General features: G+C 71.1%; 21 protein-coding genes and 1 tRNA gene. 9 read left to right on the top strand and 13 right to left on the bottom strand.

The genetic code is table 11. The features are described 5' to 3' along the window. Positions 1-122: 122 nt before the first annotated feature. The 4 genes from HUT18_RS14255 to mptB form a co-directional block, all read right to left on the bottom strand. Positions 123-196: transfer RNA gene (locus tag HUT18_RS14255), tRNA-Pro, on the bottom strand. A 209-nt stretch (positions 197-405) separates the two neighbouring features. Continuing rightward, positions 406-1,332 (bottom strand): metallophosphoesterase, encoded by a 927-nt coding sequence (locus HUT18_RS14250; RefSeq protein WP_176101033.1) that lies wholly within the window; start codon positions 1,330-1,332, stop codon positions 406-408. Positions 1,333-1,450: 118 nt separating this feature from the next. Next, a complete protein-coding gene (locus HUT18_RS14245; protein WP_254879010.1) occupies positions 1,451-2,734 on the bottom strand; it encodes a glycosyltransferase 87 family protein in 1,284 nt (427 codons plus the stop codon). Between the two features lie 295 nt (positions 2,735-3,029). Next, entirely contained in the window at positions 3,030-4,793 is a 1,764-nt protein-coding gene (gene mptB, locus HUT18_RS14240; RefSeq protein ID WP_176101031.1) for a polyprenol phosphomannose-dependent alpha 1,6 mannosyltransferase MptB, read from the bottom strand. Between the two features lie 465 nt (positions 4,794-5,258). Between mptB and HUT18_RS14235 the strand changes: the two genes are divergently transcribed. Further along, entirely contained in the window at positions 5,259-5,726 is a 468-nt protein-coding gene (locus tag HUT18_RS14235) for a GatB/YqeY domain-containing protein (protein WP_176101029.1), read from the top strand. 238 nt (positions 5,727-5,964) lie between these two features. On the opposite strand, the gene HUT18_RS14230 is transcribed toward HUT18_RS14235, so the two are convergent. Further along, the gene (locus tag HUT18_RS14230; RefSeq protein ID WP_176101027.1) at positions 5,965-8,256 is read right to left on the bottom strand and encodes a transglycosylase domain-containing protein; all 2,292 of its coding nucleotides are present in this window, start codon (positions 8,254-8,256) and stop codon (positions 5,965-5,967) included. A 382-nt stretch (positions 8,257-8,638) separates the two neighbouring features. Between HUT18_RS14230 and HUT18_RS14225 the strand changes: the two genes are divergently transcribed. Next, positions 8,639-8,977, top strand: coding sequence for a WhiB family transcriptional regulator (locus HUT18_RS14225; protein WP_176104521.1), 339 nt, complete (start codon positions 8,639-8,641; stop codon positions 8,975-8,977). Positions 8,978-9,346: 369 nt separating this feature from the next. Here HUT18_RS14225 and HUT18_RS14220 read toward each other — a convergent pair whose 3' ends face one another. Together HUT18_RS14220 and HUT18_RS14215 are read right to left on the bottom strand one after the other, a co-directional pair. Continuing rightward, positions 9,347-10,678: an ArsA family ATPase gene (locus HUT18_RS14220; protein ID WP_254879009.1), complete on the bottom strand. Its 1,332-nt coding sequence runs from the start codon at positions 10,676-10,678 to the stop codon at positions 9,347-9,349. A 184-nt stretch (positions 10,679-10,862) separates the two neighbouring features. Next, positions 10,863-11,852: an ArsA-related P-loop ATPase gene (locus tag HUT18_RS14215; protein ID WP_176101024.1), complete on the bottom strand. Its 990-nt coding sequence runs from the start codon at positions 11,850-11,852 to the stop codon at positions 10,863-10,865. A gap of 381 nt (positions 11,853-12,233) precedes the next feature. Between HUT18_RS14215 and HUT18_RS14210 the strand changes: the two genes are divergently transcribed. The 4 genes from HUT18_RS14210 (at position 12,234) to HUT18_RS14195 (ending at position 14,870) form a co-directional block, all read left to right on the top strand. Beyond that, positions 12,234-12,389, top strand: coding sequence for a DUF4177 domain-containing protein (locus HUT18_RS14210; RefSeq protein ID WP_176101022.1), 156 nt, complete (start codon positions 12,234-12,236; stop codon positions 12,387-12,389). Continuing rightward, a complete protein-coding gene (locus tag HUT18_RS14205) occupies positions 12,389-12,859 on the top strand; it encodes a RidA family protein (RefSeq protein ID WP_176101020.1) in 471 nt (156 codons plus the stop codon). Before HUT18_RS14210 ends, HUT18_RS14205 begins: the two co-directional genes overlap by 1 nt. A 119-nt stretch (positions 12,860-12,978) precedes the next feature. Beyond that, a complete protein-coding gene (locus HUT18_RS14200) occupies positions 12,979-13,863 on the top strand; it encodes an NUDIX hydrolase (RefSeq protein WP_176101018.1) in 885 nt (294 codons plus the stop codon). Positions 13,864-14,027: 164 nt separating this feature from the next. Then, positions 14,028-14,870, top strand: a complete 843-nt coding sequence (locus HUT18_RS14195; RefSeq protein WP_176101016.1) for an MBL fold metallo-hydrolase — start codon at positions 14,028-14,030, stop codon at positions 14,868-14,870. 128 nt (positions 14,871-14,998) lie between these two features. On the opposite strand, the gene HUT18_RS14190 is transcribed toward HUT18_RS14195, so the two are convergent. Beyond that, complete coding sequence (locus HUT18_RS14190; RefSeq protein ID WP_040250176.1) at positions 14,999-15,673, bottom strand: Crp/Fnr family transcriptional regulator; 675 nt, start codon at positions 15,671-15,673, stop codon at positions 14,999-15,001. 408 nt (positions 15,674-16,081) lie between these two features. Here HUT18_RS14190 and nth point away from each other — a divergent pair, with 408 nt between their 5' ends. From nth to HUT18_RS14175, 3 genes are all read left to right on the top strand, one after another. Then, a complete protein-coding gene (gene nth / locus HUT18_RS14185) occupies positions 16,082-17,107 on the top strand; it encodes an endonuclease III (RefSeq protein WP_176101014.1) in 1,026 nt (341 codons plus the stop codon). Between the two features lie 57 nt (positions 17,108-17,164). Further along, positions 17,165-17,911: a CoA pyrophosphatase gene (locus HUT18_RS14180; protein ID WP_176101012.1), complete on the top strand. Its 747-nt coding sequence runs from the start codon at positions 17,165-17,167 to the stop codon at positions 17,909-17,911. 123 nt (positions 17,912-18,034) lie between these two features. Then, a complete protein-coding gene (locus HUT18_RS14175; protein WP_176101010.1) occupies positions 18,035-19,234 on the top strand; it encodes a MarP family serine protease in 1,200 nt (399 codons plus the stop codon). 111 nt (positions 19,235-19,345) lie between these two features. On the opposite strand, the gene HUT18_RS33755 is transcribed toward HUT18_RS14175, so the two are convergent. The 5 genes from HUT18_RS33755 to acs all read right to left on the bottom strand — a co-directional run bounded on the left by HUT18_RS33755 (position 19,346) and on the right by acs (position 25,119). After that, positions 19,346-19,534: a hypothetical protein gene (locus HUT18_RS33755; protein ID WP_254878594.1), complete on the bottom strand. Its 189-nt coding sequence runs from the start codon at positions 19,532-19,534 to the stop codon at positions 19,346-19,348. A 238-nt stretch (positions 19,535-19,772) separates the two neighbouring features. Further along, positions 19,773-20,711, bottom strand: coding sequence for an alpha/beta fold hydrolase (locus tag HUT18_RS14170; RefSeq protein WP_176101000.1), 939 nt, complete (start codon positions 20,709-20,711; stop codon positions 19,773-19,775). Further along, positions 20,708-21,205 carry a phage holin family protein gene (locus HUT18_RS14165; protein WP_176100999.1) on the bottom strand — a complete coding sequence of 166 codons (498 nt, stop codon included), beginning with the start codon at positions 21,203-21,205 and terminating at the stop codon, positions 20,708-20,710. Before HUT18_RS14165 ends, HUT18_RS14170 begins: the two co-directional genes overlap by 4 nt. 136 nt (positions 21,206-21,341) lie before the next feature. Beyond that, positions 21,342-22,739: a Na+/H+ antiporter NhaA gene (gene nhaA, locus HUT18_RS14160; protein WP_176100997.1), complete on the bottom strand. Its 1,398-nt coding sequence runs from the start codon at positions 22,737-22,739 to the stop codon at positions 21,342-21,344. 421 nt (positions 22,740-23,160) lie between these two features. Continuing rightward, entirely contained in the window at positions 23,161-25,119 is a 1,959-nt protein-coding gene (gene acs / locus HUT18_RS14155) for an acetate--CoA ligase (protein WP_176100995.1), read from the bottom strand. Positions 25,120-25,296: the final 177 nt, after the last annotated feature.

Below are 25,296 nucleotides of genomic sequence, written 5' to 3'. Positions count from 1 at the left end.
GGGAGTGGCTGGGGAGTGAAATTCCATGATCCACTCCCCAGCCACTCCCCGGAGGGCACCCGCACACGAGTCAGGCCCGGTCTCCTTGGAAGGAGACCGGGCCTGATCTGCGTTTTTAGCTGTCGGGGTGGCGGGATTTGAACCCACGACCTCTTCGTCCCGAACGAAGCGCGCTGCCAAGCTGCGCTACACCCCGATGTCGCTGTTTGTGCTGAGCACGTCGCGGCGACATCGATAACTCTAGCGGACCCTCGCCCGGAGACGAAATCCGGTTTCCGGGGGGCTCGGAGGGGCCCCGACCTGGAGAGTCGAGAGTCGCGGTGTGGTTCGGCGCGGGCCGGGGCGTACGTCCCGTAGAGAGGCGTTCCCGGGTCAGGTGCGCTCGACCCGGGTCAGTCGCGCTCGTCAGGTGCGCTCGACCAAGGTGAGGAGCGTGGCCTCCGGGGGGCAGGCGAAGCGTACGGGGGTGTAGCGGTTGGTGCCGCAGCCCGCTGAGACGTGGAGGTAGGAGGTGTGGTCGCCGACGGTGTGGGTGGAGAGGCCCTTGACGCGGTCGGTGTCGAGGTCGCAGTTGGTGACCAGGGCGCCGTAGAAGGGGATGCAGAGCTGGCCGCCGTGGGTGTGGCCGGCCAGGATCAGGGGGTAGCGGTCCTCGGTGAAGGCGTCCAGGGTGCGCAGGTAGGGGGCGTGCACGATGCCCATCGAGAAGTCGGCGGAGGAGTCGGGGCCGCCGGTCACCCGGGCGTAGCGGTCGCGCTTGATGTGGGGGTCGTCCAGGCCGGTCAGGCCGATCTCGATGCCCTCGATCTTGAGGGTGCCGCGGGTGTTGGTGAGGTTCAGCCAGCCCGCCTCGTCGAAGCCCTCGCGCAGGTCCTCCCACGGGTTGTGGACCACGCCGACCGCGGGCGGGTTGCCGTTGAGGCCGTGCTTGCCCGCGGCCTTTTCGAACAGGTAGCGGGCGGGGTTGCGGGGTTTGGGGCCGTAGTAGTCGTTGGAGCCGAAGACGTAGGCGCCCGGGAAGTCCATCAGCGGGCCGAGTGCGTCCAGGACGTCGGGCACCGCCTCCGTGTCGGAGAGGTTGTCGCCCGTGTTGATCACGAAGTCCGGGCGCAGACCGGCCAGCGAGTGCAGCCAGCGCTGCTTCTTGCGCTGGCCGCTGACCATGTGCACGTCGGACACCTGGAGCATCCGCAGCGGGCGCATACCGGGCGGCAGCACCGGGACCGTCACTCTCCTGAGCCGGAACGACCGGGCCTCGAAACCGGCGGCGTAGGCGAGCCCCGCCGCGCCGAGAGCGGTGATTCCCAGAGGTAGTCCGTATCGCGCGCGCATAACCCCATCGTTGCAGACATCGCCGCAGCCCCGCAGTGCGGGCGGGGGCCTGTGGAAAACCCCGGCGGGGGCCTGGAGGAGAAGTGGCGGGCCCTGTTCCCGGTCGCGAGCTCGGCCGTCAACTCGCCTGTGCGCCAGCCGAGTTCGTCATCGTGTCCGGCCCATCCTCATCCGCCGTCCCCGCTCCCGTGCCCGTCCCCATTCCTGCCCCCGCCCCTGCCTCTGACCCTGCCCCCGTCCCCGCCCCTGCCGGACCCTCGTCCCGCAGCGGCAGGGCGAGGAGGAGGCCGAGGGTGATCCAGACGTAGGCGTTGGAGCCTAGGAGGCCGCTCGCGCCGTCGGAGTCGAAGCGCCAGGCCCAGACGAGGCTGCTGCACAACGTCACGTACAGCGCGCCGGTGAGGAGCAGAAGGCGGCGGCGGGGGGCGGGGCGGGAGCGGAGGGCCGTTTCGAGGAGTACGGCGAGGGCGGGGATCAGCCAGACCAGGTGGTGGACCCAGGTCACGGGGCTGACCAGGCACGCGGCCAGGCCGGTGAGAGCGAAGCCCGCGCGTACGTCGCCGACCGCCGCCGCCCGGCGGACCCGATGTGCCCACACGGCGAGGATCAGCACCACGCCGAAGGCCCACAGTGCCCGGCTCGGCTCGGCGGGTTCGCAGACCCGGGCCAGTACGCCCTGCCAGGACTGGTTCGAGACGTAGCCGAGGGAGCCGACGCGGTCGGTGTTCCACATCGCCTCCGTCCAGTAGGTCTTCGAGGCGGAGGGGGTGATCCAGGCGGCGAGGCCGGTGGCGGCCACCGCGACGGAGGTCGCCACCGCGGCGGCGCGGCGCCTGCCGGTGATCAGCAGATAGCCGATGAAGATCGCCGGGGTCAGTTTCACGGCCGCCGCCAGGCCGATGGCGATGCCCGCCCACTTGCCGCGGCCGGTGGACAGCAGCCACGCATCACCCAGTACGAGGGCCAGCAGGAGCAGGTTGACCTGGCCGAAGCTCACCGTGTCCCGGACCGGTTCGAGCAGGGCGAACAGACACAGCGCGACCGCGAAGGCGAACCAGCGACTCCAGCCTTGGCGCCGTACCGTCCCGCCGAGCGACCAGGCCAGGATCGCGCAGGAGGCCGCGAGGTTCATCAGGAGGCAGAGCACCACCGCGCTCGGCCAGTCGAGCAGCGCCATCGGCAGCATGCAGACCGCGGCGAAGGGCGGATAGGTGAAGCCGTAGTGGGTGCCGGGGACGAGGTAGTCGTAGATACGTCCGCCGTCCTCGGTCCAGTACTCCACCGTGCCGTAGTAGACGCGCAGGTCGAACCAGTCGCGGAAGAGCGGAACCGTGACCAGGAAGACCGCGCTGGCCGCCGCGAGCACCAGGACCAGCGGGATACGGAAGCCGGGGGAGGCCAGCAGCCCCGGGTCCGGGTCCGGGTTCGGGCCCGAGACCGGGGCCGACTTGGGCTGCGGGGACGGCGGCCGGGTGTTCTCCGGGGGCGTGGGGACGGTCACGGGGACACCTCGTTCGCGGTCGGTACGGGGAGTTGGGGAGGGAGGGGGCGGCTGCGGCCATACGGAACGTCGAGGACGTACGGAAGGCAGGGGACGTAAGAGAGGCGGGGGACGTAACAGAAGCGGGAGAGGCGAGAGAAGCCGGAGAAGCGAGGGAAGCCGGAGAAGCAGGAGAGGCCGGGGCGTTCGCGCAGGCTCACGCGGTGCGTCCCGCGAAGGGGTTGCGGGTGCGGTTACGGCCGTTGCCGTTGCCATTGCCGCGGTCGTCGTCCGGCCCGGACGGTGAGCGCCATGAGCGGGCGGCGAGGTGGGTGCAGGTGAGGACGGCCACGGCGAGTACGCCGCCCAGGGTGGCGAGCGCCAACTGACGGGCGTCCGCGGCGAATCCGCTGGGCAGGGTGGCGAGGGCGAGGACGCCGCTCGCGATCGTCAGCACCCCGCGGCCCCGGCCCTGCGGCGCGGCGGCCGCGATGAGGAACAGTCCCCACAGCACGTACCAGGGACGGATCGCCGGTCCCAGGACGGCCACGGCCAGGAGGCACAGACCCAGGGAGTGGACGGTGCCGAGGGTGTGACGGCGGCGCCAGACCAGAAGGACGACCGTGCCGGTGCCGAGCATGCCGAGGGTGTGCCAGAGCGGGAGCGCATATCCGGCGAGGCCGGTGCCCGACAGCAGATGGCCGGTGAGGCGGCCGAGGAGGTTGGTCAAGGACCAGTTCTCAGGGGAGGCGGGGGTGCGCAGGGCGGCGATCCAGCCGTAGCCGGTGCCCGTGAGCGCGGTGGTGACGACCGTCGTGGCGCCCGCGGTCGCGGCGGTGAGCGCGGTGGCCAGGACCCGCTGCCCGCGGCCGTCGAGGCGTCGGCACCACAGCACCGCGACCGCCACCAGCCCGAGCGCCGCCGGGGCTTTCACCAGGGCGGCGAGGGTGATGAGCACCGCGCCGACCAGGGGGTACGTGGCGGTGCCGAGCAACGCGTACGTCGGGGTGGCCCGCTCGGTCGTAGTCCCCGGGACCCGCGAACCCCCCTTGCGTGCCTCGCCGTTGACTCCGAGCACACGAGCACTGCTCCCGAACGTGCGAGCAACGCCCCCAAGCCCGCGAGCAACACTTCCAAGCACGCGAGCAACGCCCCCAACCACGCGAGCCACGCCGCTCCCCCCGAGCCCGCGAGCCACGCCGCCCCACTCGCCACCCCGAGCCACACCACCGTCCCCAACCCCGCGCGCCCCACCGCTGACCCCCACCGCCACCACCAGCCCCGCCCCGAGCAACCCGAGCATCACCGCGTCGTTGTGCGCGCCGGCGACCAGGTGGAGCAGGACCAAGGGGTTGAGGACGCCGAGCCACAGGGCGGCGCGTTCGTCGGCGCCGCAGTGGCGGGCGAGGCGGGGCAGGCACAGGACCATGAGGCCGACGCCGAGCAGGGCGACCAGGCGCAGGCCCGCGATCCCGAAGGCGCCGTCCGGGCGGGAGGGGTCGGTGACTGCCGAGGCGAAGGCGAGGAAGACCGGGCCGTACGGGGTCGGGGTGTGCTGCCACACCGCGGGGATCTCGTCGGGCAGCGGACCGCCGAGGTGCGCGGGGCCGTGTACGTACACGTCCATGTGCGCGTCGACCATGGCGCCCTGCGCCAGGTAGCTGTACACGTCCCTGCTGAACAGCGGCGGCGCCACGAGCAGTGGGGCGGCCCAGAGCCCGAAGGTGGCCAACAGCGTGCGGCGGCTGGGCGGTTCGGCGCCGCGGACCGTACGGCCGAGCAGCATCCAGGCCGCTATGAGCAGCACCAGACCGAAGTACACGCCGACCAGACCCGTCGCCGCCCGGTCCGCCCGCAGCGCCAGCGCCTCACGGATCGGCAGAGCGCCTGCGCTCGCCCCGCCCGACGCGAGGACCAGCGACCCCACCAGCCCGAGGAGTTGGCAGTGGCGCGGTTCGAGGGGGACGCGCAGAGCCGACATGGCCGAGACAGTGGCAAGACCCGATGGCCGAAACCGGGCCTCGATGCCACGGCTGGGCATCTGCGGGGTGTCGGCTTGTTTACGTCCGGCGGAGGTCGTACGTCGGGCCCGCCGGTGGCTGTTGTGGTGTGCATCTACCCGTATTTGTGGGCGAGTTGGGCGCTTGTTTCCTGGTCAGGGTGGAGGTGCACAGTCCGGTTGACCGGTTTTTCGGCGGGTTCGGTCACCGCTGATGTGGAGGTAATTCCGGCCAACTGTGAAATGGCGGATGGCGGAGAGGGGTGCCCGAGTTGGCCGCGGGGCGCGTCTGCTCCGTAAGGTCACCGGCGTCCGTGGTGGGCCGTACGGCTCGGCGTCGCCCTCTCCGCCCTCCGTCCCGCTCCGACGCGCCCCGCCCCGCTCCGTCCCGCTCCGCCCCGGAATTGCGGGCGCGCCGTACGTCCCGGACCTGCGACACTGGGGCGCATGACCACGCTCAAGGCGAAGTTGAAGGATGACCTCACGGCCGCGATCAAGGCGCGCGACGAGCTGCGCTCCGCGACGCTCCGGCTCACCCTGACCGCCGTCACCAAGGAGGAGGTCGCGGGCAAGAGCGCACGCGAACTCTCCGACGACGAGGTGCAGAAGGTGATCGCGCGCGAGGCCAAGAAGCGCCGGGAGGCGGCCGAGGCGTTCGCCGAGGGCGGCCGTGGCGAGCAGGCCGAGCGCGAGCGGGCCGAGGGCGTCATCCTCGACGAGTACCTGCCCAAGCAGCTCAGCGACGAGGAGCTGCGCGACATCGTGGTGCAGGCCGTCCAGGAGGCCAAGGCCGCGGGCGCCGAAGGGCCGCGCGCCATGGGTCAGGTCATGAAGATCGTCAACCCGAAGGTGGCCGGTCTCGCCGAGGGCGGCCGCGTCGCCGCCGAGGTGAAGCAGCAGCTCGCGAACGGCTGAAGCCAGGGCTGGAGCCAAGGTTGAAGCCAGGGCTGAGCCCAGGGCTGAAGCCGTGGCTGGGGCCGAGGCGCTGCGGCGGCCCGGCCGCCGTGCCCGCCGCCGCACGCGTCGCAGGTGTACGGCCGCTCCCGTCGCACCAGAAGGGGCGCCCCCGGTCCTCTCGGATCGGGAGCGCCCCTTCTCAGGTGTGCCCGGCCGGGCTCGACGCGCCGCTCAACTCGGCGACCGCGGCCGCCGCTCAGCGCAGCGGCCAGCCGCCGTTTCCGCCGCCGATGTCCGAGCCGCCGCCACCGTTGCCGTTTCCGCCGCCGATGCCGCCGTTGCCGTTACCGCCACCGCCGTTGTCCCCGCCGCCGATGAAGTCCGGCGGGAAGGAGATCTCGGGCCACGGGTTGGTCGGGTCGTGGTCGCCCGGCTTGCCGTCGTCGCCGGGCCGGTCGTGCGGGGGCTTCGGGCGGTCGTGGCCCCGGTCGCCGGGAATGCGGACCAGGTTCAGGCCGGGGGCGGGCTTGCCCGCGAGGGCGCCGAGCATGGCGTCCTTCCAGATCGGGCCGGGAACCTCGCCACCGAAGACCTTGTCGTACGGCACGCCGCCGATGTCGATGTTGACCATCCGGCGCTCGTGCTTCGGGTCGCCGACCCACACCGCGCCGGACAGGTTCGGCGTGTAGCCCACGAACCAGGCCGCGTACCTGTTGTCCGTCGTACCGGTCTTGCCCGCGCTCGGCCGCGCCGCGCCGAGCCCCGCCTGCTTACCGGTGCCGTCCTCCACCACGCCCTTGAGCAGCGTGCTGATGGTGTCCGCGGTCTTCTGCGACATGGCCCGGCTGCACCGCGACTTCGGCACCTCCATCGACTCGTTGTCCGGTCCGGTGACCGACTCGATGGCGACCGGGGTGCAGTAGGTGCCACGGGACGCGAAGGTCGCGTACGCGCTCGCCATCGTCAGCGGCGACATCTCCGCGCTGCCGAGAGCTATCGACGGCGCCTGCGGAAGCGGCTGTCCGTTGGCGGGCGCCACCCCCATCCCCTTGGCCATCTCGGTGACCGGGCAGATCCCGATGTCCGAGATGAGCTGCACGAAATAGGTGTTGACCGACTTCGCCGTCGCGTCCTTCATGTTGTACGGGCCGCGCTCGGACTTGTTCTCGTTGGTGAGCTTCTCCGACGCGAGGTTCTTCCACTGCTTGCCGTCGCACTGGGCGACCGGGCTCGGATACGGCATCTCGAACGGCGAGGAGTAGCGCTGGTTGGCGGGCTTGCCCTGCTCCAGCGCCGCGGCGGCCACGATCGGCTTGAACGTCGAGCCGGGCTGGTAGCCCGCGCCGCCGCCCATCGAGTGGTCGACCGAGAGGTTGATCGTCGTCTCGTCCGGCTTGAAGCCGTACGGACGGGACTGGCCCATGCCGAGGATCTTGCCGGTGCCCGGCTCGACCAGCGAGACCGCCGTGGCGACCTCGTCGGACTGGTTGACGTGGGCCTGCACCGAGTCCTGCACGGACTGCTGGGACTGCGGGTCCAGCGTGGTGCGGATGGTCAGGCCGCCCTGGTTCCAGACCTTCACCCGGTCCTTGCGGGTCTTGCCGAAGACCGGGTCGTTGAGGAAGGTCTCGCGGACGTAGTCGCAGAAGAAGCCCGCGCCGCGGACCGCCGTGATGCAGCCGTTCTCCGGCTTGCTGACCCGCAGCCCGAGCGACTTGGTCTTCGCGGCGTCGGCCTCGGCCTGCGAGATGTCGTGCAGGTCGGCCATCCGCTGGAGCACCGTGTTGCGGCGCTTCATGGCCGTGTTCGGCGCGGTCACCGGGTCGTAGGTGCTCGGCGACTGGACGAGCCCGGCGAGGAGTGCGGACTGCTCCAGGGTCAGGTTCTTGGCGGAGGTGGAGAAGTACCGCTCGGCGGCGGCCTCCACGCCGTAGGCCTGCTGCCCGAAGAAGGCGATGTTCAGGTAGTTCTCGAGGATGCGCTTCTTGCCGAGTTCCTTCTCGACCTGGATCGCGTACTTCAGTTCGCGGATCTTGCGGCCGAGGGTCTGCTGGGTCGCCTCGGCGACCTTGTCGGCGTCGTTGCCCGCCTCCTCGACGAAGACGTTCTTCACGTACTGCTGGGTCAGCGTCGAGGCGCCCTGGGCCACGCCGCCGTTCTGCGCGTTCTCGTTCAGCGCGCGCAGGATGCCCTTCATGTCGACCGCGCCGTGCTCGTAGAAGCGGGCGTCCTCGATCGCGACGATCGCCTTTTGCATGTACGGCGAGATCGACTTGAGGTTCACCACCGAGCGGTCGCGCTCGTAGACCGTGGCGATCCGCTCGCCGCGGTTGTCCAGGATCGTGGTGCGCTGACTGAGCGGCGGGCGCTTCATGTTCGCGGGGATGTCGTCGAAGCCCTCGACGCTGCCCTTGGCCGCGAGTCCGAGCGCGCCTGCCGCGGGCAGCGCGATACCGGCCAGCAGTGCTCCCGCGAGCACGCTGACCCCGAGGAACTTGGCGACCTGTTGGGCGGGGGACAGGCCGGAGCCCGGGCGCTTCTTTCCCATGGGGGCCAGCCTACGTTCCCAAACGCCGGACAGGCGTATATCCCTTGGCCTAAGCTGCTCTCAACTGTCACGGCAATGAAGCCTTGTGGCGCCCCCCACCGTCCCCGAATCCGGTGGCTCCCGCCCGAATCTCACCCAAGCGTCCCCCCGCGTCCTTTTTGAGCATCCCGAACTGCCCCGCTTTGTCGGGCTTGTCGCGTATGCCCTCGGCTCACTCCGTTGGGTGATCTGCCGCGTACCCATAGTCCGTTCGGGCCATGCAACTTTGGGCCCGCAGGGGGTGTTGCGCTCTGCCCACGTTCCGTAACGTCCTCAACTGGTAGCGGTGCATATGCCGCTGCCGCCGTGGGGGAGCCTCGATTCGGGAGAGGACGGCGCCGGTATGGGCTGGGTAACCGACTGGAGTGCGCAGGCGGCCTGCCGCACTACCGATCCGGATGAACTGTTCGTTCAAGGAGCAGCGCAGAACAGGGCCAAGGCGGTCTGCACCGGATGTCCGGTGCGCACTGAATGTCTGGCCGATGCGCTCGACAATCGCGTCGAATTCGGCGTGTGGGGCGGGATGACCGAGCGGGAGCGCCGTGCGCTGCTGCGACGCCGGCCCACGGTCACGTCGTGGCGCAGACTTCTCGAAACCGCACGCTCCGAGTACGAGCGCGGTACGGGCCTGTTGTCCCTGGAGGACGACGAGGTCTTCGAGAGTTACGCGGCGGTCGGCTGAACCGACCGTCGGTACCGGCACCCACATCGCACGTGCGGCGCCGGAGAGTTCGGTGCCAGGGCCCACGCTGCCCGGTACGTCGGCGTCGGCAGGCCGACGTGGTGCCGCACGGCCGCACGCCGTGTCGTGCGGTGCGCTGCGGTGGTGCGCTGAGTTCTGCCGTGCTGCGTCGTTCTGTCGTGTTGCATTGTGCGGCGGTGCGCGCTGCCGTGACGCGTCCAGCTGCCCGTGATGCGTCCATCGGTGTTCTGTTGTGCGGTGTCGTGCGTTCGGTTGTGCGGTGCCGTGCCGCCAAGAGCTTGATGCCGTACGGGCATGGTCCCGGGTGCGCCGATGTCGATGCCGATACCGAATGCGGCGGCCGTCCGCTCAGTCCGCGTCCGGTGAAGTGCCGAGCCCGGCGGATCCGTTGGGCGTGGTGGCGAGTCGCTCGCCGATGTCCCTGAGGCCGTCCAGGTCGTGTACGTCTCCGGGGAGTGCGGCCACTTCGGTCACCGCCACCTCGGGGTGCAGGGCGGCGAAGCGGTCGCGGGTGCGCTGTTCCCGTGCGAGCAACTGCATACGTTCGGCATGCAGGCGCAGCAGTCCGGCGGTTACCTTGTCCACGGTCGGTCCGTCGGCGGGGGAGCCCTCGTCCTCGGTGGCCGCACCGGCGCCGAAGGCCGGGGCGGAGGCAGGCGAACCGGGTTCCTCCACAAGGGAGTTGTCGCCGGCTTCGGGGGTACGCCCGTCAGCTTTCCCGTCACCAAGATCCACAATGCCCGCCTCGGCAAGATTTTCCGCCGCCGCCAGCGCACGCTCCGCCGACAGGTGCGCGGCACCGCTGCTGTGCACCCGGTTCAGCACAAGGCCGGCCAGCGGCATACGTTCCTCCGCGAGCCGCTCCACGAAGTACGCCGCCTCGCGCAGCGCGTCCCGCTCGGGAGCCGCCACCACCAGAAAGGCGGTGCCCGGCGCCTGCAACAGCCGGTAGGTGGCGTCGGCACGGGTACGGAAGCCGCCGAACATCGTGTCCATGGCGGCCACGAACGTCTGCACGTCACGCAGCAGTTGACCGCCGAGCAGCTTGCCGAGCGCCCCCGTCATCATGGACATTCCGACGTTCAGGAACTTCATCCCGGCCCGGCCGCCCATCTTCGCCGGGGCCATCAGCAGCCGGATCAGCTTTCCGTCGAGGAAGGAACCGAGCCGCTTGGGCGCGTCGAGGAAGTCCAGCGCCGAACGCGAGGGCGGGGTGTCCACGACGATCAGGTCCCACTCCTCCCGTGCCCGGAGCTGGCCCAGCTTCTCCATCGCCATGTACTCCTGCGTACCGGCGAACCCGGCGGACAGCGACTGGTAGAAGGGGTTGCCCAGAATCGCCGTCGCACGGTCGGCGTCCGCGTGCGCCTCGACGATCTCGTCGAAGGTGCGCTTCATGTCCAGCATCATGGCGTGCAGTTCGCCGTCGCCCTTGATGTCGGGGACCTGCCGCGGGGTGTTGTCCAGCTCGTCGATGCCCATCGACTGGGCGAGCCTGCGCGCCGGGTCGATGGTGAGCACGACCACCTTGCGGCCGCGCTCCGCGGCGCGCAGGCCGAGTGCGGCGGCCGTAGTCGTCTTGCCGACACCGCCGCTGCCGCAGCACACGACGATGCGGGTGTCCGGGTCGTCGAGCAGCGCGTCCATGTCCAGTCCGCGCCGCGCGTCGTCCAGAGGCATCAGGGCCGCGTCGCCTGGGGGCACCCCGGTCATGCCACTCCTTCCCGCCCTGCCGTCGCAGTGGTCGTCCGTCGTCCGTACCCGAGTCGTTGCCGTGCTTCCCGTGCGGCGGTCGTCGGCCCGTCCGCGTGCCGTCTTCGTCCGGTGGCCGCCATGTCATCCCAGGCGCCCGGCCCTGTACCTGTCATCGCTCCGTACCCACGCCCTGTGCCCGCAGGAGTTTCGCGAGCCGGTACAGGCCCGCCAGGTCCAATCCGCCCGCGAGGAGCGGGAGTTCGTGCAGCGGCAGGTCGAGCCCGTCGAGCACCGCGCGCTGTGCGCTCTCCAGCGCGAACCGCTCCGCGTACTCGTCGGCCTGTTCCAGAAGCGGTGTCACCAGCCGCTCGGCGCCGCCGCCGCGGCGGGCCCCGCCGAGTCCGGCCGCCGAGAGGGACTTGGCGATGGCGCTGCGCGGAGTCGAGGCGCGTACCCGCTCCAGGGCGAGGCCGTCGAGCACCGCGGGGCGGACCATGTTCACCATGACCCTGCCCACCGGCAGCCCCGCCCCGCGCAGTTCCGCGATGCCGTCCACCGTCTCCTGGACGGGCATCTCCTCCAGGAGAGAGACCAAGTGCACCTGCGTGTCCCGGGACTTGAGGGTGCGCATCACGGCCTGCGCCTGGTTGTGTATCGGGCCCATCTTGGCCAGGCCCGCCACCTCGTCGTTGACGTTGAGGAACCGGGTGATCCGGCCGGTGGGCGGGGCGTCCATCACCACGTAGTCGTAGGTGTGGCGGCCGGACTTGTCCTTGCGGCGCACCGCCTCACAGGTCTTGCCGGTCAGCAGGACATCGCGCAGGCCGGGGGCGATGGTCGTCGCGAAGTCGATGGCGCCGAGCTTCTTCAGGGCCCGGCCCGCGCTGCCGAGCTTGTAGAACATCTGCAAGTAGTCCAGCAGGGCCAACTCCGGGTCGATGGCCAGCGCGAAGACCTCGCCGCCGCCCGGCGCGACCGCGATCTTCCGCTCCTCGTACGGCAGCGGCTCTGTCTCGAAGAGCTGGGAGATGCCCTGCCTGCCCTCCACTTCGACGAGAAGTGCGCGCTTGCCCTCCGAGGCGAGGGCGAGAGCCAGTGCGGCGGCGACCGTGGTCTTGCCGGTACCGCCCTTGCCGCTCACTACCTGGAACCTGCTCACGCCTTCGAGCCTAACCAGTGCCGCGCCGGAGTACGCAGGAGGCGTCCGATCGCGGGCCCACTACGGCGAGGATCACAGTGCGGACGGCGGCGGTGCGAGGAGCTCCCTCGCGGGCGCGGGTTCGGTCGTGGTGAGGCTCGCGGATCGTGGTGCGGTACGGAGTGCGGGCAGCGGCGGGGTGTCGAGTGATTGATCATGACGGCACCGTACGCAGGACCGGCGGCCTCGTGGGGAGCCTGTGGATAACCTCGGCCGCGGACGGCCGCATGCCTGTGGACAACTTCCGCTCCGGGGGCCGGCCGACGGCACGGATCCGGTCCGGCGGCCGCCTGCCTGTGGACAGTCGACGGCGGGAGCGGCCCAGCCGATAGGGTCGGCCCCATGACCAAGTGGGAATACGCGACCGTGCCGCTTCTGGTGCACGCGACCAAGCAGATTCTGGACACCTGGGGCGAGGACGGCTGGGAGCTGGTCCAGGTCGTGCCCGGGCCCAACCCCGAGCAGCTCGTGGCCTATCTGAAGCGGGAGAAGTCCTGATGAGCGGCGCAGTCGAGGCGAAGCTCGCCGAACTCGGCCTCCGCCTGCCCGAGGTGGTACCGCCGCTGGCCGCGTACCAGCCGGCCGTGCAGAGCGGTGTGTACGTCTACACCTCGGGCCAGGTGCCCATGGTCGAGGGCAAGCTGAACGTCACCGGCAAGGTCGGCGCCGAGGTGACGGCCGAGGAGGCCAAGGAACTCGCCGCCGTCTGCGCCCTCAACGCGCTGGCAGCGGTCAAGTCCGTCGCGGGCGACCTCGACCGGATCGCCCGTGTCGTCAAGGTGGTCGGCTTCGTCGCCTCCGCCGCCGACTTCACCGGCCAGCCCGGAGTGATCAACGGCGCCAGCGAACTCCTCGGCGCCGTCCTCGGGGACAAGGGCGTCCACGCCCGTAGCGCCGTCGGCGTGGCCGTGCTGCCGCTGGACGCACCGGTCGAGGTCGAGATCCAGGTCGAGCTCACCGAGGCCTGACCGAGGCCTGATCGAGGCGGTTCCCGGGTCCGGCCGTGCGGCGGGACCCGGGACCTCTCGTACGGCTGGACCAGGGACGCGCCCTCGATCGTCGCCCACCCACCGGATAGCCTCCGGCCATGGCGAATGCTGAGTCCAACGGCCGGTCGTACCCGCCCGAGTGGCCCGAGCGCATCCGTGCGCTCGCCGCCGGGGAGCTCACCCCGGTGCCCGCGAAACGGGCCGCCACGGTGATGCTCCTTCGCGACGCGCGGGACGGCTCCGGCCCCGAGGTGCACATGCTCCGCAGGCGCGCCTCGATGGCCTTCGCCTCCGGCGCCTACGCGTACCCGGGCGGCGGCGTCGACCCGCGCGACGACGAGATCCATGTCCGCTGGGCCGGTCCGGGCCGGGCCGAGTGGGCCGAGCGGCTCGGCGTGGACGAGAGCACCGCACAGGCCGTCGTCTGCGCGGCCGTTCGCGAGACCTACGAAGAGGCCGGGGTGCTGCTCGCCGGTCCGGAGCCGGACACGGTCGTCGCCGACACCACGGGCGCGGACTGGGAGGCCGACCGCGCCGCCCTGGTCGCCCACGAGCTCTCCTTCGCCGAGTTCCTCGACCGGCGCGGCCTGGTCCTGCGCTCCGACCTGCTCGGCGCGTGGACCCGCTGGATCACCCCCGAGTTCGAACCGCGCCGCTACGACACCTTCTTCTTCGTCGCCGCCCTCCCGGCGGGCCAGCGCACCCTGGTCCACGGCGACGCCGGCGAACGCACCGAGGCCGACCTCTCCGTCTGGATACGCCCCGAGGACGCGGCGGCCGGATACGACAAGGGCGAGATGGCGATGCTCCCGCCGACCGTCGCCACACTGCGGACCCTGTGCGACCACGCCACCGCGGCAAAGGCCCTGTCGGCCGCCGCGCACCGCGACCTCACCCCGGTGCTCGTCGAGGCCCGCGTCGAGAACGGCACGGTCGTCCTGACCTGGCCCGGGCACGACGAGTTCACCACCCACCTCTCGTGACCGCCGGGCCCCGCCGCCCCGGCACGGCGTACGCCTGCGCCAGGCCCGCCGCCGAAGACGAAGAGCTCATGAACGAAGCGCGCGCGTGGATGACGAGGGGCGCGTGACACTGTGACCATCGAAGCCATGTCCGAGTCCCACAGCCCGACCGGGGGATCCTCCTCATGACGAACGCCGCAGCCCTGCCCGGCCAGCCGCGCGGAGGCGCGCTCTCCGGCCCGGCGACCGCGCGGGCGATCAACGTCCTCGCCCCCAACCCCTCGGCCATGACGCTCGACGGCACCAACACCTGGATCGTCTCCGAGCCGGACTCCGAGCTGGCCGTGGTGATCGACCCGGGACCGCTGGACGACGGGCACCTGCGCGGCGTGATCGAGGTGGCCGAACAGGCGGGCAAGCGGGTCGGGCTGACCCTGCTCACCCACGGGCACCCCGACCACGCCGAAGGCGCGGGCCGCTTCGCCGAGCTGACGGGCAGCCGGGTCCGGGCGCTGGACCCGGCCCTGCGGCTCGGCGACGAGGGCCTGGCCGAGGGCGACGTCGTCACACTCGACGGCCTGGAACTGCGGGTCGTCCCCACTCCGGGCCACACCGCGGACTCGCTGAGCTTCCATCTGCCCGCCGACCGCGCGGTGCTGACCGGCGACACGATCCTCGGCCGCGGTACGACCGTCGTGGCCCACCCCGACGGCCGCCTCGGCGACTACCTCGACACCCTGCGGCGGCTGCGCTCGCTGACCGTGGACGACGGTGTCCACACGGTCCTGCCCGGGCACGGTCCGGTCCTCGACGACGCCCAGGGCGCGGTGGAGTTCTACCTCGCCCACCGCGCGCACCGGCTGGCCCAGGTGGAGACCGCCGTCGAGGACGGCCTGACGACGGCGGCGGAGGTCGTGGCCTACGTCTACGCGGACGTGGACCGTTCACTGTGGCCCGCCGCCGAACTGTCGGTGCGCGCGCAGCTGGAGTACCTGCGGGAGCACGGGATCATCGGGCAGGGCGGGTAGCCGCAACGGCTGCCGCCGACGGGCGAGCGGCCGACGCCCAGGTGCTCGTGCGCTCATGTGCGCAACGGAAAAGCGGCCCGATTCCTGTGATCAGGAGCGGGCCGCAGTCCGTGGTTGATCTGCCGGGCTCAGCGCGAGCGCTTGGCCAGGCGTTCCACGTCGAGCAGGATGACGGCGCGGGCCTCCAGGCGGAGCCAGCCGCGTCCGGCGAAGTCGGCGAGTGCCTTGTTGACCGTCTCGCGGGAGGCGCCGACCAGCTGGGCCAGTTCCTCCTGGGTGAGGTCGTGCACCACGTGGATGCCCTCCTCGGACTGCACGCCGAAGCGGCGCGACAGGTCCAGGAGCGCCCTGGCCACCCGGCCGGGGACGTCGGAGAACACCAGGTCCGACATCTGGTCGTTGGTCTTGCGCAGGCGCCGGGCCACCGCGCGCAGCAGGGCTGCGGCCACCTCGGGGCGGGCGTTCAGCCAGGGCTGGAGGTCGCCGTGGCCGAGGCCGAGCAGCTTGACCTCGGTCAGCGCCGTCGCCGTGGCCGTACGCGGGCCCGGGTCGAACAGCGACAGCTCACCGATCAGCTCGCCGGGGCCGAGCACCGCGAGCATGTTCTCGCGCCCGTCCGGTGAGGTCCGGTGGAGCTTCACCTTGCCTTCGGTGACCACATACAGGCGGTCGCCGGGGTCGCCCTCGTGGAAGAGGGCGTCACCACGCGCCAGAGTGGCCTCACTCATGGAGGCGCGCAGCTCCGCCGCCTGCTCGTCATCGAGCGCTGCGAAGAGCGGGGCGCGCCGCAGAACGTCGTCCACGAGTTCTCTCCTTGTCGGCCTGTCAGGGGACCTTGCTCCCCGTTTTGCCGGAGGGTCCGCACAGTGCGATCAGTCACAAGTCTGCCGCACGGGCGTCCGTTGCCGTGCAGGAGGGGGCCAATTGGGGGTCGATCCCGCCGCCACAGGGCCTGCACAGATGGGGCTCACTGCTCCGGATGAGTACCGGTGAACCGTACAAAACCCCGGTAAGGACCAGGGCCGGGGTGTGCGGAGCGGCATCGGCGCGACCGATTCTGCTCTCAGTGAACACGCTGTCGCCGGGGGAGAAAATGGGCTCACCGGGTGTGCCCGTGAGACGTGAGGGGCGGACGGGGCGCGCGGCCCCGCCGCCTGACCGGGCTCGGCGAACACCGGTCCGGTGTCACCGGCGGCCCGTAGGCTGCACGCATGGCGAAGAGTTCCGAGCCCGGGGCGGGGGCCCGGCCCGCGGTGAAGAAGGCCGCGACCGGAAAATCCGCGCAAGCGCGCACGAAGAGCACCGACACGGCCGAGGCGGCCAAGGCTGCCCCGGCCAAGAAGACGGCGCCCAAGAAGACGACTGCCAAGAAGACTGCGGCAACGAAGGCACCGGCCAAGAAGACGAAGGCCGCCAAGGCAGGGGCAGCGGCAGCGGCGCAGAAGCCCCCCGCCAAGAAGCCCGCCCGCGCTCCCGAGACCCACACCGGTCTCGTCCGGCGGGCGCGGCGGATCAACCGCGAGCTCGCCGAGGTCTTCCCGTACGCGCATCCCGAGCTGGACTTCGAGAACCCGTACCAACTGCTGCTTGCCACCGTGCTGTCCGCGCAGACCACCGACCTGCGGGTGAACCAGACGACGCCCGCGCTCTTCGCCCGTTTCCCGGCTCCCGAGGATCTCGCCGCCGCGAACCCCGAGGAGATCGAGGAGCTCATCCGGCCGACCGGGTTCTTCCGCGCCAAGACCAAGTCGATCATGGGGATCGCGCGGGCCCTGCGCGACGAGTACGACTCGGAGGTCCCCGGCACCCTCGACGAGCTGGTGAAGCTGCCGGGCGTGGGCCGCAAGACCGCCTTCGTGGTGCTCGGCAACGCCTTCGGGCTGCCGGGCATCACCGTGGACACGCACTTCGGGCGCCTGGTGCGGCGTTGGAAGTGGACCGAGGAGACCGACCCCGACAAGGTCGAGAAGGCGATCGGCGCGCTGTTTCCCAAGAGCGAGTGGACGAATCTCTCGCACCGCGTGATCTTCCACGGCCGCCGGATCTGCCACGCCCGCAAACCGGCCTGCGGCGCCTGCCCGATCGCCCCGCTCTGCCCCGCGTACGGCGAGGGCGAAACGGACCCCGAGAAGGCGAAGAAGCTGCTCAAGTACGAGAAGGGCGGACTGCCGGGCCAGCGCCTGAAGCCGCCGCCCGACTATCCGGGCAGGCCCGCCCCGCCCCTGGGCGTCGTATGACGCCTGGAACGATTCGTGCACGGCAGTGCGTTGAGGTCTGACGGAGTGGGGGTGCTCATGACCTACGCGAGCAAGGGCGGGCGTACCGCTCACGAGGACGCCGTGCGCGGCGGCGGGCAGTGGGCGCCGCAGCCCACGCCGGTGGGGCTGAGCAAGGAGGGCCTGCCCCGCTGGCTCGATCCGGTGGTGAGCGCCGTCGAGACCGTGGAACCACGCCAGCTCAGCCGCTTCCTGCCGCCCGCCGACGGCGCGGGCCGCCAGTCCGCGGTACTGATCCTCTTCGGCGAGGGCGAGCGCGGCCCCGAGCTGCTCCTGATGGAGCGCGCGGGTTCGCTGCGCTCGCACGCCGGACAGCCCTCCTTCCCGGGAGGCGCCCTGGACCCCGAGGACGGCGACCCGCACGGCGACGGGCCGCTGCGCGCCGCGCTGCGCGAGGCGGAGGAGGAGACCGGGCTCGACCCGGCGGGGGTGCAACTGTTCGGGCTGCTGCCGAAGCTCTACATCCCGGTGAGCGAGTTCGTGGTGACCCCGGTGCTCGGCTGGTGGCGCGAGCCGTCGGCGGTCGGTGTGGTCGATCCGGGGGAGACGGCCCGGGTCTTCTCGGTCCCCGTGGCCGATCTCACGGATCCCGACAACCGTGTGACCTGCGTGCACCCGAGCGGCTTCCGCGGCCCGGCCTTCCAGGTGGCATCCGCTCTGGTCTGGGGTTTCACCGCCGGTGTGATCGACCGGCTGCTGCACTACTCCGGCTGGGAACGCCCCTGGGACCGGGATCGGACGGTCCCGCTCGACTGGCACTCATGACATGGTGGCCCTCGTCATGAGTGTGTCCCAGGCCGTGCCGACGCTGTCCCGGAACGATCCGTCCGGACCGCGGCCCGCCCACGGCGGACCCGGGGATCGTGAGGCGAGGCGAGGCTTGAATCGGTGAACGTGCTGGACATCCTGCTGGTGCTCGCGGCCGTCTGGTTCGCGGTGATCGGTTACCGACAGGGCTTCGTCGTCGGCATCCTGTCCGTCATCGGCTTCCTCGGCGGCGGCTTGGTCGCGGTCACCGTGCTGCCGGTGCTCTGGGACGCGATGACCGACGAGACCGAGGTCGGCACCACGACGGCGATAGTCGCCGTGGTCATCGTCATCGTCTGCGCCTCGGTCGGCCAGGCGGCCACCACACATCTCGGCGCCCGGCTGCGGCGCCACATCACCTGGTCACCGGCGCGCGTGCTCGACGCGACCGGCGGCGCCCTGGTGAACGTCCTGGCCCTGCTGCTCGTCGCCTGGCTGATCGGTTCCGCGCTGGCCAGGACCACACTGCCCACGCTCGGCAGGGAGGTCCGCGAGTCCCGGGTCATGGACGGTGTGCACTGGGCGCTGCCCAGGGAGGCCGACACCTGGTTCGACGACTTCTCCTCGGCGCTCGCGCAGAACGGTTTCCCGCAGGTCTTCCAGCCCTTCGCGGAGGAGCCGATCACCGACGTGCCGCGGCCCGACCCGGCCCTGTCCGGCAGCCCGGTCGCGGCGCAGGCCAAGAAGTCCATCGTCAAGGTGGTCGGCACCGCCGAGGACTGCGGCAAGGTCCTGGAGGGAACCGGCTTCGTCTTCGACGAGCGCCGTGTGATGACCAACGCCCACGTTGTGGGCGGCGTCGACGAACCCACCGTGCAGATAGGCGGTGAGGGCAAGCTCTACGACGCCAAGGTGGTGCTCTACGACTGGCGGCGCGACATCGCCGTGCTCGACGTCCCCGAACTGCGCGCACCCGCCCTGAAATTCACCAGCGCGGACGCCGACACCGGACAGAGCGCCATCGTCGCCGGGTTCCCGGAGAACGGCTCGTACGACGTCCGCCCGGCCCGGGTCCGCAGCCGCATCACCGCCAACGGCCCCGACATCTACCAGCGCGACACCGTCCGCCGTGACGTGTACTCGCTCTACGCGAAGGTCCGCCAGGGCAACTCGGGCGGCCCCCTGCTCACCCCCGAGGGCAAGGTCTACGGGGTGGTGTTCGCCAAGTCGCTGGACGATCCGGACACCGGATACGCCCTCACCGCCGACGAGGTCCGTCAGGACATCGAACGCGGACGGGCGGCCAACCAGGAGGTCGACAGCCAGAGCTGCGCGATGTAGCGACGGCGATGGCGGCGGCGCGAGCGGCTGTACGAGGTGGTCGCGCCGCCCGGCACTCCCGGGCGGCGAGGTGTCCCGTACTCCGGGGTGGCGAGGTGTTCGGGAGCGCCCTCAGCCTCTGCCGGTGTGCCGCAGCCGGGCGGAGACCCAGCGGGCACGTCGGCGCAGGATGCGTGGAATTCCGATCGCCGAGGTCCCGGCCCCCTGGTCCCGATGAGGCGGCCCGGTCTGCTGACGGGAGTTCAGCGGAGTGCCCGAGCGGCGGCGTGCTGCGTCACTGTGGTCGTGCGTCCGGCCCATACCCCGACGTCTGCCCCTGCCTCATGGTCGGTAACCGCGGCCCGCGCCCCCAATGGCACCCGCACTCGGTTCGAGGGACGGGTGTTCGGCCACCGGGCGGCTCAACTGCCCTCGGTGCAGGGGAAATGCGACGGCGTACGGGCCGGGGCGGCGCGCGGGCGCACGGAGGTGCGCCGGGGTGTGCGGGTGCGAGACGGGTGCCGTTGGGCGGCTGCGGGGATCGGTGGCGGCGTGCTGCTCAGCGGTCCGGCTCGGGGTCCTTCAGCCAGTTCACCAGTTCCGAGGAGAAGGCCACCGGGTCCTCCTCGTGCGGAAAGTGCCCGAGACCGTCGAACAGCCGCCAGCGGTACGGGGCTTCGACGTACTCGCCCGACCCGGCCGCGCTGCGCACCCGCATCACGGGGTCGAGGGAGCCGTGCAGATGCAGGGTCGGCACCCGCACCGGCCGCTTCATCCGGCGGTTGAACTGGAAACCGTCCGGCCGTACCAGTGAGCGCACCATCCACCGGTAGGGCTCGACCGCGCAGTGCGCCGCCGAGGGGATGCAGATCGCGCGGCGGTACATCGCCAGCGCCTCCTCGTCCGGCGGCACCGGCCCCGACCAGTCCCGCACCAGGCGGCCGACCAGTGCTCCGTCGTCCCCGACGAGCTGCCGCTCGGGGATCCACGGGCGCTGGAAGCCCCAGATGCAGGAGTTCGCGGCGCTCTGCCGGACGTCGCCGAGCATCGCGCTGCGCCAGCGGCGCGGGTGCGGCATCGAGGCCACCGCGAGACGGCGCACCAGCTTGGGGCGCATCACCGCGGCCGTCCACGCCAGATAGCCGCCCAGGTCGTGGCCGACGAGGGCGGCGTCCGGTTCGCCGAGGGAGCGGACCACGCCGGTGATGTCGAGGGCGAGATTCGCGGGGTCGTAGCCCCGCGGGGTGCGGTCGCTGCCGCCCACTCCGCGCAGGTCCATCGCCACCGCCCTAAAGCCCGCGTCCGCGAGTGCGGTCATCTGGTGGCGCCAGGTCCACCAGAACTGCGGGAAGCCGTGCAGCAGCATGACGAGCGGCCCCTCACCCAGTTCCGCGATGTGGAAACGCGCGCCGTTGGCGGCGACATCGCGGTGGGTCCAGGGGCCGTCGACTCGTACAACCGAGGCAGGCTGCGCCGATGGGGTGGCGGGGTCCGTCATGAGGTCGAGCGTGCCACATCCTTGTGCGCACCGGCGCTCGGCAGGGCCGCCCCGTTGGAGGCAGGGATCGCACGCGGGTGCGGCTTCGCGTGCTGCAGAACCGCGGCCGTCTCCTTGGCGGAGGCCACCGCCTTCTGCGGGCCCTTGCCCTTCTTCGCCTTCTTCAGGAACATCACGCCGACCAGGGCGGTCAGTACGGCGATCAGCACGCTGGTGGCGAACGACAGCAGGAAACAGACCGAAAGGTGCCAGTCGCTCCAGGCGTGGATGCCGTAGGCGAGGGCGAAGCTCAGCATCGGCAGCGAGAAGATCAGCAGCGCGGCCGCGACGACGAAGGCCGCCGAACCCACGCCCGCACGCTTCACATCCTGGCGCAGCTGAGCCTTGGCGAGCGCGATCTCGTCGTGCACCAGGGCGGACAGCTCACTCGTCGCGTTCGCGACCAGCTGGCCGAGACTGCGTTCTGCGCCGACGGGGCCGTCGGTGTTGCTCATCGCGTTCTCTCTTTCCCTTGGGCGTTCCGTTGGGGGTCCCGTCGGTCACGCGCCTCCGGCCGGAGGCGCGCCGCGCCCGCGGACGGGCCCGTTCGTCACGGGAACTGACTTGCCGTAGGACGTTTCTGGTCACAGATCATGCCGGACGCCCGTCCTCGGCGCTTCCCCCGCCCGCCACTTGGGCAAGCCTGCGGTGCTCGGCGGCCTTCTTCTCGAGCAGTTCGGCCATCCGCAGGTGATATGCCGGATCGCCGACCTCGTAGATGTCCGGGATCCCGTCGAGGTCCTCGTCGCGCTCCTCCTCTTCGTACATCCGGCGGTAGCGGGCGTCGCGGAGTTTCAGGAGTACGGAGGCCAGTACGGCGGCGGCCAGCGAGCCGACGAGTACGGCGGCCTTGACCTCCTCGGTGAGCGCGGGGTCCTCGGTGAAGGCCAGTTCACCGATGAGCAGCGAGACGGTGAAGCCGATGCCCGCCAGGGTGGCGACCGCGAAGACGTCCGGCCAGGCCAGCTCGTTTCCGAGTTCGGCCCTGGTGAAGCGGGCCGTGAGCCAGGTCCCGCCGAAGATGCCGAGCGTCTTGCCGACCACCAGACCGAGCACGACCCCGAGCGTCTCCGGCTGCGTGAACACATCCGCCAACACTCCGCCGGAGACCGCGACCCCGGCGCTGAACAGGGCGAACAGCGGTACGGCGAGCCCTGCGGAGAGCGGCCGCACGCGATGCTCGATGTGCTCGCCGGGGGACTTCTCCTCGCCCTCGCGCCGCGAGCAGCGCAGCATCAGGCCCATGGCGACACCGGCGATCGTGGCGTGCACGCCGCTGTTGTACATCAGGCCCCAGATCACCAGGGCCAGCGGCAGGTAGACGTACCAGCCGCGCACCTCGCGCCGCAGCAGGACCCAGAACACCACCAGGCCGAGGACCGCGCCGCCGAGCGCGGCGAAGTTCAGGTCGCTGGTGAAGAAGACCGCGATGATCAGGATCGCGAACAGGTCGTCGACCACGGCTAGCGTGAGCAGAAAGGCCCGCAGCGCGGAGGGCAGCGAGGTGCCGATGACCGCGAGCACGGCGAGGGCGAAGGCGATGTCGGTGGCGGTGGGCACCGCCCAGCCCGCCTTCGATCCGTCGCCGAGCGTGTTGACCAGCAGGTACACCAGCGCCGGTGCGGCCATTCCACACAGCGCGGCGGCCACCGGCAGCATCGCCGCCTTCGGGTCGCGAAGGTCTCCGGCGACCAGCTCGCGCTTGAGCTCGACCCCGGCGACGAAGAAGAAGACCGCGAGCAGCCCGTCCGCCGCCCAGTGCTGTACGGACAGGTGTAGACCGAGCGAGTCCGGCCCCACATGCCAGTGGCGTACGGACTCGTAGCTGTCCTGGAGCGGGGTGTTCGCCCAGATCAGCGCGGCGACCGCGGCGAGCAGCAGGAGTACGCCGCCGACGGTCTCCGTCCGCAGGGCGTCGACGACGAAATTCCGCTCGGGCAGGGAGAGCCGGGCGAAAACGGTGCGGCGGGCGCGGGGCGCGGCGGCCATGGCGGGAGGACCTCCAAGTGGAGGCCGGGGCGTTGTCCGCCGAGTACCGGGCCGGACCGTGCGGGTCGCGGGTGCGCGGTGCTCGGCCGGTCCTGATCCGGCCATCCGTCGTTGCGGCTTGGGAACGCTGAAAGCGCTGCCGACCAGACTTCCCGGCACACCGAGTGAACTCCGCGTCCGCCACTCGCCCTTTTCTTGGCGAGATCCTGACGCTGCCTTCACCCTACCGGGTGGCCCGCGGACGCTCCACCGGACAACCGCCCACGAAAACGCGGGGGCCGCCGAGATCACCTCGGCGGCCCCCGCGCCTCAACTCCCGTGCGCGCGGCGCCCGCACATCGCGTGCGGGTGCCGCGCGCGCGTCCTCGGCGAGCGGCGAGTTCGCGCCTTCTCCGCGCCGCGTGCTGATGCCGTGCCCGCGTCAGTCCTCGCTGGGCGCGGACGGCAGCTTGGACTGGATCAGGTCCATGACGGAGGAGTCCGTCAGCGTGGTCACGTCCCCGAGTGCGCGGTTCTCGGCGATATCGCGCAGCAGCCGTCGCATGATCTTGCCCGAGCGGGTCTTCGGCAGTTCGGCCACCGGCAGGACCCGCTTCGGCTTGGCGATCGGGCCGAGGGTCGCGCCCACGTGGTTGCGCAGTTCGGCGACCAGGGCCTCGTCCTCGCTCGCCGTGCCGCGCAGGATCACGAAGGCGACGATCGCCTGCCCGGTCGTCTCGTCCGTGGCGCCGACGACCGCGGCCTCCGCCACCGCCGGGTGCGAGACCAGCGCCGACTCGACCTCCGTGGTGGAGATGTTGTGGCCGGACACCAGCATGACGTCGTCCACCCGGCCGAGCAGCCAGATGTCGCCGTCGTCGTCCTTCTTGGCGCCGTCGCCCGCGAAGTAGCGGTTCTCGAAGCGGGACCAGTACGTGTCCAGGAAGCGCTGGTCGTCGCCCCAGATGGTGCGCAGCATGGACGGCCACGGCTCGGTCAGGACCAGGTAACCGCCCCCGCCGTTGGGCACTTCGTTCGCCTCGTCGTCGACGACGGTCGCCGCGATCCCCGGCAGCGGACGCTGTGCGGAACCGGGCTTGGTCTCCGTCACGCCGGGCAGCGGCGAGATCATCATCGCGCCCGTCTCGGTCTGCCACCAGGTGTCCACGATCGGGCACTTGTCGCCGCCGATGTGCTTGCGGTACCACATCCAGGCCTCGGGGTTGATCGGCTCGCCCACCGAACCGAGCACCCGCAGCGAGGACAGGTCGAACTTCGCGGGGATGTCGTCGCCCCACTTCATGAACGTACGGATCGCCGTCGGCGCCGTGTACAGGATCGTGACCCCGTACTTCTGCACGATCTCCCAGAACCGCCCCTGGTGCGGGGTGTCCGGCGTGCCCTCGTAGATGACCTGGGTGGCGCCGTTGGAGAGCGGCCCGTAGGTGATGTACGAGTGTCCGGTGACCCAGCCGATGTCGGCGGTGCACCAGTAGACGTCCGTCTCCGGCTTCAGGTCGAAGACCGCGTGGTGCGTGTACGAGGTCTGCGTCAGGTAGCCGCCGGAGGTGTGCAGGATGCCCTTCGGCTTCCCGGTGGTGCCCGAGGTGTAGAGGATGAACAGCGGCTGCTCGGCCCCGAAGGCCTCCGGCGTGTGCTCGGCGGACTGACGGCCGGTGATCTCGTGCCACCAGATGTCGCGGCCCTCGGTCCACGCCACGTCCTGGCCGGTGCGCCGGACGACGAGCACCTTGCCGACCCGGTCGGTCCGCGAAAGCGCGTCGTCCACGGCCGGCTTGAGCGCGGAGGGCTTGCCCCGGCGGTAGCCGCCGTCCGCGGTGATGACGAGCCTCGCGTCAGCGTCCTCGATACGGGCCGCGATCGCGTCCGCCGAGAAACCGCCGAACACCACCGAGTGCGCGGCGCCGATACGGGCACAGGCCAGCATCGCCACGACCGCCTCGGGGATCATCGGCAGATAGATCGCGACCCGGTCGCCCTTGGTGACACCGAGTTCGGTGAGCGCGTTGGCGGCCCGGCTGACCTCGTCCTTGAGCTCCGCGTAGGTGACGGCGCGGCTGTCCCCGGGCTCGCCCTCGAAGTGGATGGCGACCCGGTCGCCGTGCCCGGCCTCCACGTGCCGGTCCACGCAGTTGTACGCGACGTTGAGCTTGCCGTCCGCGAACCACTTCGCGAAGGGCGGGTTCGACCAGTCCAGTGTCTCGGTGGGCTCCTCGGCCCACGTGAGCCGCCGGGCCTGCTCCGCCCAGAAGCCGAGCCGGTCGGCATCGGCCCGCTCGTACGCCTCGGCCTTGACGTTCGCGTTCGCGGCAAGCTCGGCGGGGGGCGCGAAGCGGCGCTCCTCCTTGAGCATGTTGGCGATCGACGGACGCTCGTTCATTCCTTGGCTCCCCACATGCTGACACCGTGCCGGATGGTGTAGACCAATATCGGCATCGTGTGGATTCTTCTGCGCTTGCACGACCTTGGTCAACCCCTTCGATCCTGGCACTTCCACGGAGGTGGGTACAGGGGTCGCAGGGACCGGGCCGGGTGTGTCCCCGCGGCGGGTTCCGGC

The sequence above is a fragment of the Streptomyces sp. NA04227 genome (assembly GCF_013364195.1).
Classification (GTDB): Bacteria; Actinomycetota; Actinomycetes; order Streptomycetales; family Streptomycetaceae; genus Streptomyces.
This window is presented reverse-complemented; position numbering and strand designations above follow the sequence as displayed.

Coding starts and splice junctions, on each gene's coding strand:
- HUT18_RS14250 (WP_176101033.1), bottom strand. CDS start 1,332: ATGCGCGCGCGATACGGACTACCTCTGGGAATCACCGCTCTCGGCGCG.
- acs (WP_176100995.1), bottom strand. CDS start 25,119: ATGAACGAGCGTCCGTCGATCGCCAACATGCTCAAGGAGGAGCGCCGC.
- HUT18_RS14195 (WP_176101016.1), top strand. CDS start 14,028: ATGACGAACGCCGCAGCCCTGCCCGGCCAGCCGCGCGGAGGCGCGCTC.
- HUT18_RS14230 (WP_176101027.1), bottom strand. CDS start 8,256: ATGGGAAAGAAGCGCCCGGGCTCCGGCCTGTCCCCCGCCCAACAGGTC.
- HUT18_RS14200 (WP_176101018.1), top strand. CDS start 12,979: ATGGCGAATGCTGAGTCCAACGGCCGGTCGTACCCGCCCGAGTGGCCC.
- mptB (WP_176101031.1), bottom strand. CDS start 4,793: ATGTCGGCTCTGCGCGTCCCCCTCGAACCGCGCCACTGCCAACTCCTC.
- HUT18_RS33755 (WP_254878594.1), bottom strand. CDS start 19,534: ATGGGCCGGACGCACGACCACAGTGACGCAGCACGCCGCCGCTCGGGC.
- HUT18_RS14165 (WP_176100999.1), bottom strand. CDS start 21,205: ATGAGCAACACCGACGGCCCCGTCGGCGCAGAACGCAGTCTCGGCCAG.
- HUT18_RS14170 (WP_176101000.1), bottom strand. CDS start 20,711: ATGACGGACCCCGCCACCCCATCGGCGCAGCCTGCCTCGGTTGTACGA.
- HUT18_RS14225 (WP_176104521.1), top strand. CDS start 8,639: ATGGGCTGGGTAACCGACTGGAGTGCGCAGGCGGCCTGCCGCACTACC.
- HUT18_RS14205 (WP_176101020.1), top strand. CDS start 12,389: ATGAGCGGCGCAGTCGAGGCGAAGCTCGCCGAACTCGGCCTCCGCCTG.
- HUT18_RS14220 (WP_254879009.1), bottom strand. CDS start 10,678: ATGCCTCTGGACGACGCGCGGCGCGGACTGGACATGGACGCGCTGCTC.
- HUT18_RS14210 (WP_176101022.1), top strand. CDS start 12,234: ATGACCAAGTGGGAATACGCGACCGTGCCGCTTCTGGTGCACGCGACC.
- nhaA (WP_176100997.1), bottom strand. CDS start 22,739: ATGGCCGCCGCGCCCCGCGCCCGCCGCACCGTTTTCGCCCGGCTCTCC.
- HUT18_RS14180 (WP_176101012.1), top strand. CDS start 17,165: ATGACCTACGCGAGCAAGGGCGGGCGTACCGCTCACGAGGACGCCGTG.
- nth (WP_176101014.1), top strand. CDS start 16,082: ATGGCGAAGAGTTCCGAGCCCGGGGCGGGGGCCCGGCCCGCGGTGAAG.
- HUT18_RS14235 (WP_176101029.1), top strand. CDS start 5,259: ATGACCACGCTCAAGGCGAAGTTGAAGGATGACCTCACGGCCGCGATC.